Annotated in this window: 24 protein-coding genes; 3 read left to right on the top strand and 21 right to left on the bottom strand. The window is 34.4% G+C overall.

Annotated features, from left to right (window positions below; translation table 11 throughout):
• Positions 1 to 7: 7 nt before the first annotated feature.
• The 20 genes from rpsH to rpsL all read right to left on the bottom strand — a co-directional run bounded on the left by rpsH (position 8) and on the right by rpsL (position 10688).
• Entirely contained in the window at positions 8 to 406 is a 399-nt protein-coding gene (gene rpsH, locus ABD730_RS00640; RefSeq protein WP_215927684.1) for a 30S ribosomal protein S8, read from the bottom strand.
• A 62-nt stretch (positions 407 to 468) separates the two neighbouring features.
• Positions 469 to 738: a 30S ribosomal protein S14 gene (gene rpsN / locus ABD730_RS00635; RefSeq protein WP_115818545.1), complete on the bottom strand. Its 270-nt coding sequence runs from the start codon at positions 736 to 738 to the stop codon at positions 469 to 471.
• Positions 739 to 740: 2 nt separating this feature from the next.
• Entirely contained in the window at positions 741 to 1292 is a 552-nt protein-coding gene (gene rplE / locus ABD730_RS00630; RefSeq protein WP_215927683.1) for a 50S ribosomal protein L5, read from the bottom strand.
• A 1-nt stretch (position 1293) separates the two neighbouring features.
• A complete protein-coding gene (gene rplX, locus ABD730_RS00625) occupies positions 1294 to 1605 on the bottom strand; it encodes a 50S ribosomal protein L24 (protein ID WP_215927681.1) in 312 nt (103 codons plus the stop codon).
• A gap of 12 nt (positions 1606 to 1617) precedes the next feature.
• The gene (gene rplN, locus ABD730_RS00620) at positions 1618 to 1986 is read right to left on the bottom strand and encodes a 50S ribosomal protein L14 (RefSeq protein WP_092446808.1); all 369 of its coding nucleotides are present in this window, start codon (positions 1984 to 1986) and stop codon (positions 1618 to 1620) included.
• Positions 1987 to 1988: 2 nt separating this feature from the next.
• Positions 1989 to 2246: a 30S ribosomal protein S17 gene (rpsQ, locus tag ABD730_RS00615; RefSeq protein WP_092469501.1), complete on the bottom strand. Its 258-nt coding sequence runs from the start codon at positions 2244 to 2246 to the stop codon at positions 1989 to 1991.
• Between the two features lie 17 nt (positions 2247 to 2263).
• Positions 2264 to 2455, bottom strand: coding sequence for a 50S ribosomal protein L29 (rpmC, locus tag ABD730_RS00610; RefSeq protein ID WP_115818549.1), 192 nt, complete (start codon positions 2453 to 2455; stop codon positions 2264 to 2266).
• Positions 2456 to 2467: 12 nt separating this feature from the next.
• Positions 2468 to 2887 (bottom strand): 50S ribosomal protein L16, encoded by a 420-nt coding sequence (gene rplP / locus ABD730_RS00605; protein WP_008269176.1) that lies wholly within the window; start codon positions 2885 to 2887, stop codon positions 2468 to 2470.
• Between the two features lie 20 nt (positions 2888 to 2907).
• Positions 2908 to 3624: a 30S ribosomal protein S3 gene (gene rpsC, locus ABD730_RS00600; protein WP_215927679.1), complete on the bottom strand. Its 717-nt coding sequence runs from the start codon at positions 3622 to 3624 to the stop codon at positions 2908 to 2910.
• Positions 3625 to 3633: 9 nt separating this feature from the next.
• Complete coding sequence (rplV, locus tag ABD730_RS00595; RefSeq protein ID WP_215927677.1) at positions 3634 to 4041, bottom strand: 50S ribosomal protein L22; 408 nt, start codon at positions 4039 to 4041, stop codon at positions 3634 to 3636.
• A gap of 5 nt (positions 4042 to 4046) precedes the next feature.
• The gene (gene rpsS, locus ABD730_RS00590) at positions 4047 to 4325 is read right to left on the bottom strand and encodes a 30S ribosomal protein S19 (protein ID WP_008269180.1); all 279 of its coding nucleotides are present in this window, start codon (positions 4323 to 4325) and stop codon (positions 4047 to 4049) included.
• A 10-nt stretch (positions 4326 to 4335) separates the two neighbouring features.
• On the bottom strand, positions 4336 to 5163 hold the full coding sequence (gene rplB, locus ABD730_RS00585) for a 50S ribosomal protein L2 (RefSeq protein ID WP_215927675.1): 828 nt from the start codon (positions 5161 to 5163) through the stop codon (positions 4336 to 4338).
• Positions 5164 to 5175: 12 nt separating this feature from the next.
• The gene (rplW, locus tag ABD730_RS00580) at positions 5176 to 5466 is read right to left on the bottom strand and encodes a 50S ribosomal protein L23 (protein WP_173302428.1); all 291 of its coding nucleotides are present in this window, start codon (positions 5464 to 5466) and stop codon (positions 5176 to 5178) included.
• A gap of 5 nt (positions 5467 to 5471) precedes the next feature.
• Positions 5472 to 6101, bottom strand: a complete 630-nt coding sequence (gene rplD / locus ABD730_RS00575; RefSeq protein WP_215927673.1) for a 50S ribosomal protein L4 — start codon at positions 6099 to 6101, stop codon at positions 5472 to 5474.
• The gene (gene rplC / locus ABD730_RS00570; protein ID WP_215927671.1) at positions 6101 to 6718 is read right to left on the bottom strand and encodes a 50S ribosomal protein L3; all 618 of its coding nucleotides are present in this window, start codon (positions 6716 to 6718) and stop codon (positions 6101 to 6103) included. Before rplC ends, rplD begins: the two co-directional genes overlap by 1 nt.
• Positions 6719 to 6744: 26 nt before the next feature.
• Positions 6745 to 7260 carry a hypothetical protein gene (locus ABD730_RS00565; RefSeq protein WP_344711849.1) on the bottom strand — a complete coding sequence of 172 codons (516 nt, stop codon included), beginning with the start codon at positions 7258 to 7260 and terminating at the stop codon, positions 6745 to 6747.
• 107 nt (positions 7261 to 7367) lie between these two features.
• Positions 7368 to 7673 (bottom strand): 30S ribosomal protein S10, encoded by a 306-nt coding sequence (rpsJ, locus tag ABD730_RS00560; RefSeq protein WP_007650482.1) that lies wholly within the window; start codon positions 7671 to 7673, stop codon positions 7368 to 7370.
• 11 nt (positions 7674 to 7684) lie between these two features.
• Entirely contained in the window at positions 7685 to 9811 is a 2127-nt protein-coding gene (gene fusA / locus ABD730_RS00555; RefSeq protein WP_344711847.1) for an elongation factor G, read from the bottom strand.
• Between the two features lie 3 nt (positions 9812 to 9814).
• Entirely contained in the window at positions 9815 to 10291 is a 477-nt protein-coding gene (rpsG, locus tag ABD730_RS00550) for a 30S ribosomal protein S7 (protein ID WP_178984421.1), read from the bottom strand.
• Positions 10292 to 10313: 22 nt separating this feature from the next.
• Positions 10314 to 10688, bottom strand: a complete 375-nt coding sequence (gene rpsL, locus ABD730_RS00545) for a 30S ribosomal protein S12 (protein ID WP_019386263.1) — start codon at positions 10686 to 10688, stop codon at positions 10314 to 10316.
• A gap of 176 nt (positions 10689 to 10864) precedes the next feature.
• On the opposite strand from rpsL, the gene ABD730_RS00540 reads away from it, so the two are divergent.
• The 3 genes from ABD730_RS00540 to rlmB all read left to right on the top strand — a co-directional run bounded on the left by ABD730_RS00540 (position 10865) and on the right by rlmB (position 14999).
• Complete coding sequence (locus ABD730_RS00540) at positions 10865 to 12553, top strand: POTRA domain-containing protein (RefSeq protein ID WP_344711840.1); 1689 nt, start codon at positions 10865 to 10867, stop codon at positions 12551 to 12553.
• A gap of 10 nt (positions 12554 to 12563) precedes the next feature.
• The gene (locus ABD730_RS00535; protein WP_344711837.1) at positions 12564 to 14195 is read left to right on the top strand and encodes an aryl-sulfate sulfotransferase; all 1632 of its coding nucleotides are present in this window, start codon (positions 12564 to 12566) and stop codon (positions 14193 to 14195) included.
• A gap of 69 nt (positions 14196 to 14264) precedes the next feature.
• Positions 14265 to 14999, top strand: a complete 735-nt coding sequence (gene rlmB / locus ABD730_RS00530; protein WP_334470468.1) for a 23S rRNA (guanosine(2251)-2'-O)-methyltransferase RlmB — start codon at positions 14265 to 14267, stop codon at positions 14997 to 14999.
• On the opposite strand, the gene ABD730_RS00525 is transcribed toward rlmB, so the two are convergent.
• Positions 14996 to 15766: a rhomboid family intramembrane serine protease gene (locus ABD730_RS00525; protein ID WP_215927662.1), complete on the bottom strand. Its 771-nt coding sequence runs from the start codon at positions 15764 to 15766 to the stop codon at positions 14996 to 14998. The two genes, rlmB and ABD730_RS00525, sit on opposite strands and share 4 nt — an antisense overlap.
• Positions 15767 to 15840: the final 74 nt, after the last annotated feature.

Below are 15840 nucleotides of genomic sequence, written 5' to 3'. Positions count from 1 at the left end.
CCTGTTTTTAGTATACGTAACATAAAACTTCACCACCTACATTTTCTCTCTGCGCTTGTTTTCCTGTCATCACTCCGTGAGACGTAGAAACAATTGCAATACCTAATCCGTTAAGGATTCTTGGCATTTCTTTAGATGAAGCATACTTACGTAAACCTGGTTTACTGATTCTTTGAATTTTTTTAATGACAGACTCTTTAGTCTCTTTACTGTACTTCAAAGCAATTTTGATTGTACCTTGTACTGTAGAGTCGTCAAACTTATAACTTAAGATATATCCTTGGTCGAATAAAATCTTAGTTATTTCTTTTTTTAAGTTAGATGCAGGGATCTCAACCACTCTGTGGTTGGCCTTAACTGCATTTCTAACTCGCGTTAAATAATCCGCTATTGGATCTGTATACATAGTTATTAATTTGCGGTAGCGGTTTTCGGCACTATTGCCAAACCTGAAACCAATTTATAATTTTACCAACTTGCCTTCTTAACACCTGGTATTAAACCTTGGTTGGCCATTTCTCTAAACATTACACGAGAAATTCCAAATTGTCTCATATAACCTTTAGGCCTTCCTGTAAGTTTACAACGGTTGTGTTGACGTATAGGTGATGCATTTTTTGGTAATTTCTGTAATGCTTCATAATCGCCAGCTTCTTTTAAAGCTTTACGTTTTTCTGCATATTTAGCTACCGTTTTAGAACGCTTCACCTCACGGGCTTTCATTGATTCTTTAGCCATAATTAATTCTTTTTAAAAGGTAATCCTAATTCTGTTAATAAAGACTTCGCTTCCTTGTCTGTATCCGCAGAAGTCACAAATGTAATATCCATTCCTGAAATTTTATTGATTTTATCAATATCTATTTCTGGAAAAATAATTTGTTCTACAACACCTAAATTATAGTTTCCACGTCCATCAAAACCTGTAGCTTTAATACCGTTAAAATCTCTAACTCTTGGTAAAGCTGAAGTTACCAAACGATCTAAGAATTCATACATTTGTTCACCTCTTAAAGTTACTTTGGCACCAATTGGCATTCCTTTTCGTAACTTGAAAGATGCAACATCCTTCTTAGACATTGTGTGTATAGCTTTCTGTCCAGATATTTTTGTAAGCTCTTCTACCGCGTGATCAATTAACTTTTTATCCGCAACAGCAGCACCAACACCTTTAGATATTACTATCTTAGTAAGCTTAGGTACTTGCATTACATTTTTATATCCAAATTCTTCCGTAAGAGCAGGAATTACTTTTTCCTGATACTCTTTTTTTAATCTTGCAACGTAAGCCATATTAAATTACTTCATTAGATTTTTTTGAAAATCTCACTTTATTATCACCTTCCATTTTATAACCAACTCTTGTTGCTTCACCTTTTGAAGTTAACAACGATAAGTTTGAAATATGTATAGAGGCTTCTTTCTCTACAATTCCACCTTGAGGATTTTGTGCACTTGGTTTCGTATGTTTCTTAACCATGTTTACGCCTTCTACAATGGCTTTGTTTTTATCTATTAATACTTTAAGTACTTTACCTTCTGATCCTTTGTGATCACCAGCTATTACTTTTACTGTATCTCCTGATTTTATTTTAAGCTTTGTCATCTTATTTATCAATTAAAGCACTTCAGGTGCCAATGATACAATTTTCATGAATTGTTTATCACGAAGTTCTCTAGCTACAGGTCCAAAAACACGAGTTCCTCTCATTTCCCCTTGAGGATTTAATAGTACACATGCATTGTCGTCAAATCTAATATAAGACCCATCTGGACGTCTTACTTCTTTAGCTGTACGAACTACAACTGCTGTAGATACAGCACCTTTTTTGATTTGTCCGTTTGGAGTAGCATCTTTAACAGATACAACTATTTTATCTCCTACAGAAGCATACCTTCTTTTAGTTCCACCTAGTACACGGATAGTTAAAACTTCCTTTGCACCAGTATTATCAGCTACTTTTAATCTTGATTCTTGTTGTAACATAATTACTTCGCTCTTTCAATTATTTCTACTAATCTCCAACATTTAGATTTACTTAAAGGTCGTGTTTCCATGATCTTTACAGTATCTCCTTCGTTGCAGTCATTTGTCTCATCGTGTGCGACATATTTCTTTGTCTTTAACACGAATTTTCCATACATAGGGTGTTTTACTTTCTTAACTTCAGCAACAACAATAGATTTCTCCATTTTGTTACTCGTTACGATCCCTATACGTTCTTTTCTTAAGTTTCTTTTTTCCATCTTTCAGCAGAATACAATTATTGTACGTCTCTTTTAGTTAGTTCTGTTGCCACTCTAGCTACTGTGCGACGTGCAACGCGTAACTGAATTGGGTTGTCTAAAGGAGAAATAGTATGAGCCATTTTTAGGTCCGTATAACTCTTTTTAGATTCACTAAGTTTCTCTTGTAACTCAGCTGTTGAAAGCTGTTTAATTTCTGATTGCTTCATAATATCTTTCTATTAAGCTTCGTAATCTCTAGCTATGATAAACTTAGTTTTTACCGGAAGTTTCTGTGCTGCTAAACGTAAAGCTTCTTGAGCTACGTCTAATGGCACTCCACTTATTTCAAATAACATACGTCCTGGTTTTACAACGGCTGCCCAATATTCTACACCACCTTTACCTTTACCCATACGTACTTCAAGAGGTTTCTTTGTGATCGGCTTGTCTGGAAAAATTTTAATCCATAACGATCCTTCTCTTTTCATATAACGAGTAGCTGCAATACGCGCTGCTTCTATTTGACGTGCAGTTATAAAAGTTGACTCTAATGATTTAATACCGAAAGTACCATTTGATAACAAATGACCTCTTCCCGCATTTCCTTTCATACGTCCTTTTTGCTGCTTACGAAATTTTGTTCTTTTAGGCTGTAACATTTTGTCTTTTCTTTAAAAAATTACTTTCTACGACGAGATTGGTTCTTGTTTCCACCACGTCCACCTTTACCTTTTTGTTTAGATAAGCCAACTAGTGGTGATAATTCTCTTTTACCATACACTTCGCCTTTCATTATCCAAACTTTGATGCCCAATCTACCATAAGTAGTATGTGCTTCTACTAGAGCATAATCAATATCAGCTCTAAAGGTAGATAAAGGAATACGTCCTTCTTTGTAGTGTTCAGAACGTGCCATTTCAGCACCATTTAAACGACCACTAATTTGAATTTTGATTCCTTCTGCATTCATACGAATAGCAGCTGCGATAGCCATTTTTATAGCACGTCTGTAAGAAATTCTACTTTCTATTTGACGAGCTACACTTGCTGCTACTAAATAAGCATCTAGTTCAGGTCTTTTGATTTCAAAGATGTTCAATTGAACTTCTTTACCAGTAATTTTCTTAAGCTCTTCTTTTAACTTATCTACCTCTTGGCCACCTTTTCCGATAATAATACCAGGTCTAGCAGTAGTGATAGTAACGGTTACAAGTTTAAGCGTACGCTCAATAATTACTCTACTTACACTAGCTTTAGATAAACGCGCGTGAACGTATTTTCTAATCTTATCGTCTTCGGCAAGCTTATCACCATAATCGTTTCCTCCGTACCAGTTAGATTCCCATCCTCTGATAATTCCTAAGCGATTTCCGATTGGATTTGTCTTTTGTCCCATATCTCTATCTTAGCTTTGTGTTTTATTTATTGCATCTACAACCACTGTTACGTGATTAGATCTTTTTCTTATTCTGTGTGCTCTACCTTGAGGTGCTGGACGCAATCTCTTTAACATAGAACCACCATCTACTCTAATTTCTTTGATAAACAATTTAGCTTCTTCAACATCAGCGTCTTCGTTTTTAGCTTGCCAATTTGCAATTGCAGATATTACAAGTTTCTCTAAACGACGAGATGCTTCTTTTTGACTAAATCTAAGAATCTGAAGAGCTTTATCTGCCTTCTCACCTCTAATTAAATCCGCAACTAAACGCATTTTTCTTGGTGATGTAGGACAGTTATTTAGCTTAGCAAAAGCAACCTGCTTTTTCTCAGCCTTAATAGCTTCCGCCATTTGTTTTTTACGACTTCCCATGATTCTTATTTTTTACCTTTATTCTTAGCACCTGCATGACCTCTAAAAGATCGTGTTGGTGAAAATTCTCCTAATTTGTGACCTACCATATTCTCAGTAACATAAACTGGAACAAATTGACGACCATTGTGAACTGCTATAGTCTGACCAACGAAATCTGGAGAAATCATTGATGCTCTAGACCAAGTTTTAATTACCGTCTTTTTGTTTGAAGCTACATTTTCTGCAACTTTCTTTTCTAGCTTATAGTGGATATAAGGTCCTTTCTTTAATGAACGTGCCATACTATCTTAATTATTTCTTTCTACGTTCTACAATATACTTATTACTCGCCTTTGTCTTAGAACGTGTTCTAAATCCTTTAGCAGGAATACCGTTTCTATTTCTTGGATGACCACCTGAAGATTTACCTTCACCACCACCCATTGGGTGATCGACTGGGTTCATCACTACTGGTCTTACTCTTGGACGTCTTCCTAACCATCTACTTCTACCTGCTTTACCAGATACTAATAATTGATGATCTGAATTTGAAATCGCTCCAATAGTAGCCATACATGTTACTAGAATCATTCTAGTTTCACCAGACGGTAACTTTACTGTAGCAAACTTATCACCTCTTGCCATTAATTGAGCAAATGCACCAGCACTACGAGCCATTACAGCTCCTTGCCCAGGACGTAACTCAATACAAGAAATAATTGTTCCTAATGGTATTTCACTTAAAGGCATTGCGTTTCCAATTTCTGGAGCGATACCTGTTTCACCAGACACTATATTTTGCCCTACTTGTAAACCATTTTGAGCGATAACATAACGTTTCTCACCATCTTGGTAGTTTAATAGCGCAATAAATGCTGTTCTGTTTGGATCGTATTCAATTGTTTTAACTTCCGCTGGAACTCCAGTTTTGTTACGTTTGAAATCGATAATACGATAACGTTTCTTATGACCTCCACCTAATTGGCGCATGGTCATTTTTCCTTGACTGTTTCTACCACCAGATCTCTTTTTCGGAGCAAGCAAGCTTTTCTCCGGCTTATCAGTAGTAATGGCGTCAAATCCATTTACTACTCTAAATCGCTGACCTGATGTGATCGGTTTTAATTTTCTTACTGACATTAATGTCTAAAATTACATGTTAGTGTATAAATCTATTACTTCACCTTCCGCCAGTTGTACAATTGCCTTTTTAACAGCATTTGTTTTACCATGTTGAATACCAGTCTTTGTGTGACGTGTTCTTCTTTCTGGACGGACATTTATTGTACGAACTTTTTCAACAGAAACTCCATAAGCAGCTTCCACCGCTTTTTTGATTTCTACCTTGTTCGCCTTTGTATTCACTTCAAATGCATATGCATTTAACAACTCACTTTGCATGGTTGCTTTTTCTGTGATGATAGGTTTTATTAAGATACTCATCTGTTCTATTTACTTAAATTCGATTCAATTCCTTCTAATGCACTCTCAATTAGAATAACTTTATTAGCATTCATAATTTTATAAGTGCTTAACTCTGAAGTCTTTATAACTTCAGACCCTTTAAAATTGCGTGATGACAAATATACATTATTATTTGTTTCACCCAACACAATAAGAGATTTTTTGTTTTCTACCTCTAAAGCCTTTAATACATTAACAAAGTTTTTAGTCTTTGGAGCATCAAAACTGAAGTCTTCCATTACTAAAATTGATTTGTCATTTGCCTTAATACTTAATGCAGATTTACGCGCTAATCGTTTTACGTTTTTGTTTAATTTAAAACCGTAATTTCTTGGTCTAGGACCAAACATACGACCACCACCTCTAAATACACCAGATTTAATACTACCTGCTCTCGCAGTACCAGTACCTTTCTGTTTTTTTATCTTACGTGTACTTCCAGAGATATCTGCTCTTTCTTTAGCCTTATGTGTACCTTGTCTTTGATTTGCTAAGTATTGCTTAACATCTAAATAGACAGCGTGATTATTAGGCTCTATAGCGAACACTTCTTTAGAAAGCTCAGCTTTTCTTCCAGTGTCTTTTCCGTTTATATCTAAAACTGCTACCTTCATTACTTCTGAATAATTACATAAGAGTTTTTATGACCAGGAACACATCCTTTAACCACAAGTAAGTTCTTTTCTGGAACTACTTTGTAAACTCTTAAATTTTGAACTTTTACTGTTTCACCACCCATTCTTCCGGCCATCTTCATTCCTTTGAATACTCTCGCAGGATAAGAAGCTGCACCAATAGAACCTGGAGCTCTTAAACGGTTATGTTGACCATGCGTTGCTTGACCTACACCTCCGAATCCGTGACGTTTTACTACACCTTGAAAACCTTTACCTTTTGAAGTACCTGCGACATCCACAAATTCTCCTTCAGTAAATTGCTCTACAGTGATTGCATCACCTAATTTGTACTCCTCATCAAAACCTTTGAATTCAACAACTTTGCGTTTTACAGAAGTACCCGCTTTTTTAGCATGACCTAAGTCTGCTTTAGTAGCGCTTTTTTCTGTCGCGTCATCGAAACCTAATTGAAGGGCAGAATAACCATCCACTTCTTCAGTTCTGACTTGGGTAACGATACATGGTCCAGCTTCGATTACTGTACAAGGAATGTTCTTCCCATTTTCATCGAAAATGCTGGTCATACCGATTTTTTTTCCAATTAACCCAGACATAATTATTATTTATTTGTTATTATTATTTATTTACTAAACTTTGCTGTAAACTGAACTGAAGTATCATTTCCAGAATCAGCACTTGTATGGAAATAACTTGTATAAATTAAAGTTATTTCATTTCCACTAATAGCTAAGATATTTTGCTCATCATCAATAGTAGAAATTAAACTTCCGTCTTCTACTGTATAAGTTCCAGATTCAGTATAACTCTGACATTCTACTAATTCTAAATCTAATTCTACTCCTTCAGGACCAGATGAAACCGTTGCTGGTTGGTACACTGAAAAATCATCCATATTGATGGTAATAGTATTATCTGTAAGTACTATTTTAAAATCACAATTGATGAGATCAATAATATCTTCTGTAGTAAAAGTTCCATTAGCATCAGCATCTATAGTAGAGCTTGGCACTAAACTATCTAATGTATATGTTCCTAAAACCGATGAACCTCCATCGTTAGAATTATCATCGTCACTGCTACAAGAAAAACTAAATACTACTGCTAGTAAAAGAATATATTTATTTATTTTATTCATTTGATCTTTTTTATTTATAAATATTCAAGGCTGAAATACGTTTCAGCCTTGAATTGTATTTTTTACCGTTTTTCCTTCGCTCGCAGCTTGGGACATGTTAATGCTAATTACACTTTGATTTCAACTTCAACTCCACTTGGTAATTCAAGCTTCATTAAAGCGTCAATTGTCTTAGAAGACGAAGAGTAAATATCTAAAAGTCTCTTATAAGAGCTTAATTGAAATTGTTCTCTTGACTTCTTGTTTACGTGTGGTGAACGTAATACAGTGAAAATTTTCTTGTGTGTTGGTAAAGGAATTGGTCCTGTTACTACTGCACCTGTACTTTTTACTGTTTTTACAATCTTATCAGCAGACTTGTCTACTAAGTTGTGATCGTAAGACTTTAATTTTATTCTGATTTTTTGACTCATTTTCTTAAGATTTACGATTCAACTCCTTTAGCTGCTTTTATTACTTCTTCAGATATATTAGAAGGAGTTTCAGCATAGTGAGAAAATTCCATTGTTGATGTTGCACGACCTGAAGACAATGTTCTTAATGTTGTAACATAACCGAACATCTCAGATAATGGCACAGTAGCTTTTACAGTTTTTGCACCAGCTCTATCACCCATGTCACTAACTTGACCTCGTCTTCTATTTAAATCTCCAACAATATCACCCATGTTTTCTTCTGGTGTAATCACCTCAAGTTTCATGATTGGCTCCATTATAACTGCTTTAGCTGCTTTAGCTGAATTTTTAAAACCAAGTTTTGCTGCTAATTCGAATGATAATTGATCCGAATCCACATCGTGATAAGATCCATCCTTTAAAGTTACTTTCATAGAATCTACTTCGTAACCTGCTAATGGACCATTAGCCATTGCCATTTTGAATCCTTTTTCAATTGAAGGGATAAATTCTTTAGGAACGTTACCACCTTTAATTACAGATTCAAACTGAAGACCTACTACACCTTCATCTGCTGGCTCAATCGTAAATACGATATCAGCAAACTTACCACGACCACCTGATTGTTTCTTATAAACTTCTCTATGATCTGCAGCTTGAGTAATGGCTTCTTTATATTCAACTTGTGGTTGACCTTGGTTAACCTCAACTTTAAATTCTCTTTTTAAACGGTCTACAATAATATCTAAGTGAAGCTCACCCATTCCAGAAATAATTGTCTGTCCTGAAGACTCATCTGTTCTTGCTGTAAACGTTGGATCTTCTTCCGCTAATTTAGCTAAAGCCATACCTAACTTATCAACATCTGCTTTAGTCTTAGGTTCTACCGCGATACCAATTACAGGATCAGGGAAGTCCATAGATTCTAAAACAATAGGATGTTTTTCATCAGACATAGTATCACCAGTCTTAATGTCTTTAAATCCTACTGCTGCTCCAATATCTCCTGCTTCGATAAAATCGATAGCATTTTGCTTATTAGAGTGCATTTGATAGATACGTGAGATACGTTCTTTTTTACCTGAACGGTTGTTTAAGATATAAGACCCTGCATCTAAACGACCAGAATACGCTCTAAAGAAAGCTAAACGACCTACAAAAGGATCTGTAGCAATCTTAAACGCTAAGGCTGAAAAAGGTTCATCAACACTTGGCTTACGTCTTTCTTCTTTATCTGTATCAGGATTAACACCTACTACACTTTCTCTATCCATTGGAGAAGGTAAATAACGACAAACAGCATCTAATAAAAACTGTACACCTTTATTCTTAAATGAAGAACCACATACCATTGGTATAATAGCCATATCCATTACAGCAGCTCTAAGTGCAGCGTGCACTTCATCTTCTGTTATAGAGTCTTCATCTTCCATGAATTTCTCAAGTAAGTTCTCGTCGTAACTTGCTACTTCCTCGATTAATAAAGCACGGTACTTACGTACCTCGTCCTTCATGTCTTCAGGAATATCAACAACATCAAAAGTAGAACCATAGTTATCATCATGCCATACAATAGCTCTGTTTTTAACTAAATCTACAATACCTTTGAAGTTATCTTCATCACCAATGTTTAAAACGATTGGCACTGCGTTAGACTTCAACATATCTTTTACTTGCTGACAAACACCTAAAAAGTCAGATCCTTGACGGTCCATTTTATTAACGAAACCAATTCTTGGAACTTTATAGTTATCTGCTAGCCTCCAGTTAGTTTCAGATTGTGGCTCTACACCATCAACTGCACTAAACAAAAACACTAAACCATCTAATACACGTAATGAACGGTTAACTTCTACCGTAAAATCTACGTGACCAGGTGTATCAATAATGTTAAAATGGTAATCTTTAGCGTCTGCTGTTGGCTCACCATTTTCTTTTGGGAATGTCCAATCACAAGTAGTTGCAGCAGACGTAATTGTAATACCTCTTTCTGCCTCTTGCTCCATCCAGTCCATTGTAGAAGCACCATCATGCACTTCTCCAATTTTGTGTGAAACTCCCGTATAAAAAAGAATACGCTCTGTTGTTGTTGTTTTACCAGCATCAATATGAGCTGCAATTCCTATATTTCTTGTAAGTTTTAAATCTCTTGCCATTTCTTAAAATCTAAAGTGTGAGAATGCTTTATTTGCTTCTGCCATCTTATGCGTATCAGTTCTTTTCTTAACCGCAGCTCCTTCTTCTTTAGCTGCTGCTAAAACTTCTGCCGCTAAGCGTTGCGCCATAGATTTTTCATTTCTCTTACGTGAAAAGCTAATTAACCATTTCATCGCAGTTGAAACCTTACGGTCTGGACGAATTTGCATTGGAATCTGGAATGTAGCACCACCAACACGACGACTACGTACTTCTACGTGAGGCATCACATTTGATAAAGCTTCTTTCCAAATCTCTAAAGCTGTTTTTTCGTCATCATTCTTTTTCTCTTCAACAATATCAATTGCATCATAGAATACTTTAAAAGCTACAGACTTCTTACCATCCCACATCATCATGTTAACAAAACGTGTTACTAACTGATCATTAAATCTTGGATCTGGTAAAAGCGGTCTCTTTTTTGCTGCTCTTTTTCTCATGTCTTCTTCTTAAAGTTTTTAATTACTTCTTAGGGCGTTTTGCACCATACTTAGATCTACGCTGTGTTCTTCCTGATACACCTGCTGTATCTAAAGCACCACGAACGATGTGATATCTAACTCCTGGCAAATCTTTTACCCTTCCACCTCTAACCAATACTATCGAGTGCTCTTGTAAATTGTGACCTTCTCCACCAATGTATGCATTTACTTCGTTTCCGTTTGTTAAACGAACCCTTGCTACCTTACGCATTGCTGAGTTAGGTTTCTTAGGTGTCGTTGTATAAACACGAGTACATACACCACGTCTTTGAGGACACGAATCTAAAGCAGCCGATTTACTCTTCTTGGTTATTTTGGCTCTTCCTTTTCGTACTAATTGTGAAATTGTTGGCATATATTTCTATATAAAATTTTATTAATCCTCACTTTTGAGGGGTGCAAATGTAGTAATTAATATCTATTATTCAAACACTTGAGAATTAATTTTTAAAAGAAATATGAACTTTCATTTCATTCGTATATAATATCACTTATTTTTACGTTACATAAGAGTTACTCTATTTAGTGTCCATGCCGTTTTACAGCCGTTTTCTTTTTTTTCTTATTCTTCTAGTTTTTTCAAATCTAGGCACTTCTCAATCTATCAATTTAAAAGTTATTGGAGAAAACGAAGTTTCAACGGCAACTATTGACTCTCTAGGTTACCAAAAGAGCTTCAATAATTACAAAAATTTAGAAATTGAAATTCAAAATCTTAAAATTAAGCTGACAAAAAGGGGCTATATTGACACTTCAATTGAAAGTATTACTAAACAAAACGACTCTCTTTTTAAAGCACAACTAATAACGGGCAAACGGATAAACCGAATTCGAATCTATTACCCTTCGGATTTTAATACTGAATATTTGAACCTTATTCATCAATCAAAAGACAATAATTACTTTGAACTCAGAATAACTGAGCTAGAAACCTATTTAAAAAACTTAAATTCTACAATTGCCGAACAAGGTGATCCGTTTTCAACTTTACAGCTTATTAATATTTCTAAATTAGCATCTGATTTAATTTCAGCCGACTTAAAAATTGTAACGAACCAAAAAAGACGAATTGATAAGATTATTGTAAAAGGCTATGAGAAGTTTCCGAAATCTTACTTAAAACGTTTCTTAAAGTTAAGAACAGGAAAGTCTTTCAACCTAAATGCTATTAAAGAAAAAATTGAACTATTAAACGACTTACGATTTGCTAATAAAATAAAAGACCCAGAAGTGCTTTTTACCCAAGATTCTACAACACTATATATATATGTAGAAAAAACAAAGACAAACAACTTTGATGGTTTCCTTGGCTTTGGCACTAACGAAAACACTAATAAGATTGAATTTGATGGTTATTTAGATTTACGACTGATTAACAATCTTAACTACGGAGAGACCTTAAATCTTTTTTATAAAAGCGATGAGATAGATCAACAAACAATCAATGTAGATGCTGATTTACCTTATCTATTTAGCTCTCCTATTGGGTTGCAAGTTGGCCTTAATATTTTTAGAAAAGACTCTACCTTTTTAACTGCTAAGCAATACGCAAAAATTAATTATCAAATTAATGCCCAGCATAAAATTGGAATAGGAATTAATACTACAAATTCAACAAACTTATTAGATGACGATACTGATATTTTAAACGATTACACATCTAATTATTATACATTACACTACAATTATACAAAACCTCAATTCTCTGATCCTTTATTTCCTATTAACTTTTGGTTGGATGCCTCTTCTGGCTATGGAAACAGAGATAACAACTTAGGCACGCAAAAACAAAGTGTATTTAACATAGATGCTTACAAGATATTTAATCTTAATAATAAGAACAGTTTTTATGCACGTTTAAATGGAGCAACACTTATTTCAGACGATTATTTAGATAATGAATTATTTCGTTTTGGAGGTATCAATTCCATTCGTGGATTTGAAGAAAATAGTTTGGTTGCCAATCTCTACGGAGTTCTAAGTACCGAATACAGATATCGTTTAAGTAATGATATTTATGTACATTCGGTTTTAGATGCTGCCTATTTTGAAAATAGACTTACAAATAGCAAAGAAAAACTATTTGGTTTTGGGTTTGGACTAGGCCTACTTACCAATGCTGGCCTTTTTCGTTTAAATTATTCTAGCGGAAAAACAGAAAACAGACAATTTAAATTATCAGATTCTAAAATACATATTAGCTTAACTGCAACTTTTTAAAGAAAAACTCATGTTAAAAAAAATAATTTTCACACTCTTAATTACAATTAACGTTTCTTATTCCCAAAACACTATTGGTACAACACTTATTTCTGAAGGTGTTGCAGATGGCTACACCTTATTTAGTGCTTTTACGGAAACTTACTTAATTAATAATTGTGGAGAAATTATAAATCAGTGGTCTAGTGAGTTCCCGCCTGGCAATGCTGTTCATTTATTAGAAAATGGAAATATTTTAAGAGCTGGTAGAACTGAAAGTAGTGATATTGTTTTTGGTGGACAAGGTGGCGTTATAGAACTATTTGATTGGGAGGGCAACCTCACTTGGCAATATTTTTATGACAATTCGACAATGCGACAACACCATGACGTATTCCCTATGCCTAACGGAAATGTTCTTATTCTTGCAGTTACTAAGATTACTAATTCTGAAGCTCTACAACTAGGACGCAACCCATCACTTCTAAATGAAGACATTTTATACAATGAACAAATTATAGAAGTTACTCCTATTGGCGAAGACAGTGCTGAAATTGTATGGAAATGGAACATCATGGACCATGTTATTCAGGATTTTGATGACGAAAAAGACAATTTTGGTGATATAGCCTTACATCCCGAAAAATTAAATATCAACTTTTTAAATGGAGGTGATGGAGGTGCCAATTGGCTTCATTTTAATTCAATAAATTACAATCCTATTTTAGATCAGATTATAATAAGCTCTAGAAATTTAAGTGAATTTTATATTATAGATCACTCTACTACAACTGAAGAAGCAGCTACAGGCGAAGGAGGCATCTATAATAAAGGAGGCGATTTTCTATACCGCTGGGGAAACCCTCAAGCCTATAATCAAGGTGACGAATCAGACCGACAACTTTACGGACAACACTCTCCTCATTTTATTAAACCCGGCCTATTAGATGAAAATAAAATTTTATTATTTAATAATGGTAGAGGAAGGTTACCCTTATTTTCTGAAGCTTGTATTGTAAACCCTGAAACCGATAGCCCAGGAGTATATTCTTATGATACAGGAAGTGCATATGGCCCTATATCTCCAGATTACACTTACGGAAGCTCTACGGGCGCTTTAAACTTCTACTCTGGTATACTAAGCAGTGCACAGCGCTTACCAAACGGAAATACTCTAATTTGCGAAGGAATCAATGGTCGCTTCTTTGAAATCACAACGACAGAAGAAGTTGTATGGGAATATATAAATCCAATAAATACTTCTAATGGAAATATCATTTCACAAGGAACCAACCCTTCCACCTATTCTAATACCAGTTTTAGAGCACAAAAATATCATATAGATTATCCCGCTTTTACAAATAGAGATTTAACACCAAGCGCACCTATTGAATTAAATTCAAATATAACGGCATGTAAAAATTTAAGTGTTTCCAATTATGAAACACTAATAACCAAAGTGTACCCTAATCCTACAAGCGGATCCTTAAAAATAATATCAGAATTAACTATTGATAAAATTGACGTTTATAATGTTATTGGAAAAAAAATCTATACAACTACATCTAACACTATTGATTTATATAACCAGCCAAACGGCATCTATTTTTTACAGATTTATTCAGACACCAATATTATAAGTAAAAAGGTGGCAAAAAACTAAGTTAACAAACTTGAATTAATTTGATAAACCATCTCAATTTCCGGATGGTTTTTTTTATACCTTTGCAGCATGAAGAACGAAACTACAATCTTTGGAATTAGAGCGATTATTGAAGCCATAAAATCTGGTGAAACCATAGATAAGGTTTTTATGCAAAAAGGACTTCATGGTGAATTGTTCCAAGAATTAGAACTTGCTATTCGTACTGAAGGCATTAATTCTTCTTACGTTCCTATTGAAAAATTAAATCGTCTAACTCGAGGTAATCATCAAGGAGCTGTAGCACAAATATCTCCAATTGCTTTTCATGATATTGACGACTTAGTAATGAGTGTTATTGAATCTGGAAAAACACCTTTATTCTTATTATTAGACCAATTAAGTGATGTAAGAAATTTTGGTGCCATTGTTCGTACTGCAGAATGTACAGGAGTCAATGGTATTATTATTCAGAAAAAAGGAGGAGCACCTATTAATGGAGATACTATAAAAACAAGTGCTGGAGCTATTTTTAAAATGCCTATTTGTAAAGTAGACCATATTAAAGATGCCGTTTTCCATATGCAGTCTTCAGGAATAAAAGTTATTGCTGCTACTGAAAAAGCAGACAATTATTTATATGATGTCTCTTTTAAAGAACCATGTGCTATAATTATGGGGTCTGAAGGCCGAGGAATTAATCCATCTGTTTTAAAAGTTGTAGACGACCAAGCAAAACTTCCTATACTAGGCGAAATAGAATCTTTAAATGTTTCTGTGGCTTGTGGTGCTTTTTTATATGAAGCCGTTAGACAACGCCGTTAATCTTCATTTTTTTTGAATGTATATTTGATACTGATTCTATTGTGATTATTTGAGGGCTTTTGATTATCCTCAATTTCAGATTCAACTTCTATATCTTCTTCAGGTTGAAGCTCAATAAAGTTTCCATTTTCATCAAAGTGTTTCATAAACGGATCATCCTCTTCATTATAATCTGGTTCTTCCCATTTATAACGGTCTGGTTTTGCAACTTGTTTTCTAAAAACTAATGCAAACACCAAGCCTGTAATTAATCCACTTAAATGCCCTTCCCAAGACATACCACTTTTAATAGGAAACACATACCAAATCATGCTTCCGTAAAGAAAAATAACGACTAGAGACAGAGCAATTAATCTATAATGTTTGGCAAAAATCCCTTTAAAAAACATAAAACTAACCAACACATAAACTAAACCACTTGCTCCAATATGATTTCCATTATTAGCAATAACCCATGTTAAAAGTCCTGATAATAAAATGCCAAAACCTAGTACTTTCCATGCTATTTTATTGTAGAAATAAAACAGAGCTACACTGAGTACAAAAAGAGGAATAGAATTGTTATAAATATGATTAATGTCTCCGTGTAGAAATGGACTTGTTACAATTCCTATAAGTCCGTCAATTTTTTGAGGTCTTATTCCAAGAGCTTTTATACCACTATCTATTCTTACTTGATACCAAAACACCAACCAAATACTGAACAAAATCATCAAAGGGTAGACAATAATACTATTAGAATATTTAAAATGTTGATGTTTGCTCATGTTATAAATCTCTTTCAATTTTGTAGCCAAAATAGGATAGTCTGCAAAATTGGCAGAAAAAGGTATTTTAAGAT

Origin of the sequence: Winogradskyella damuponensis, assembly GCF_039538385.1 — a bacterium.
Taxonomy (GTDB): Bacteria; Bacteroidota; Bacteroidia; order Flavobacteriales; family Flavobacteriaceae; genus Winogradskyella; species Winogradskyella damuponensis.
This window is presented reverse-complemented; position numbering and strand designations above follow the sequence as displayed.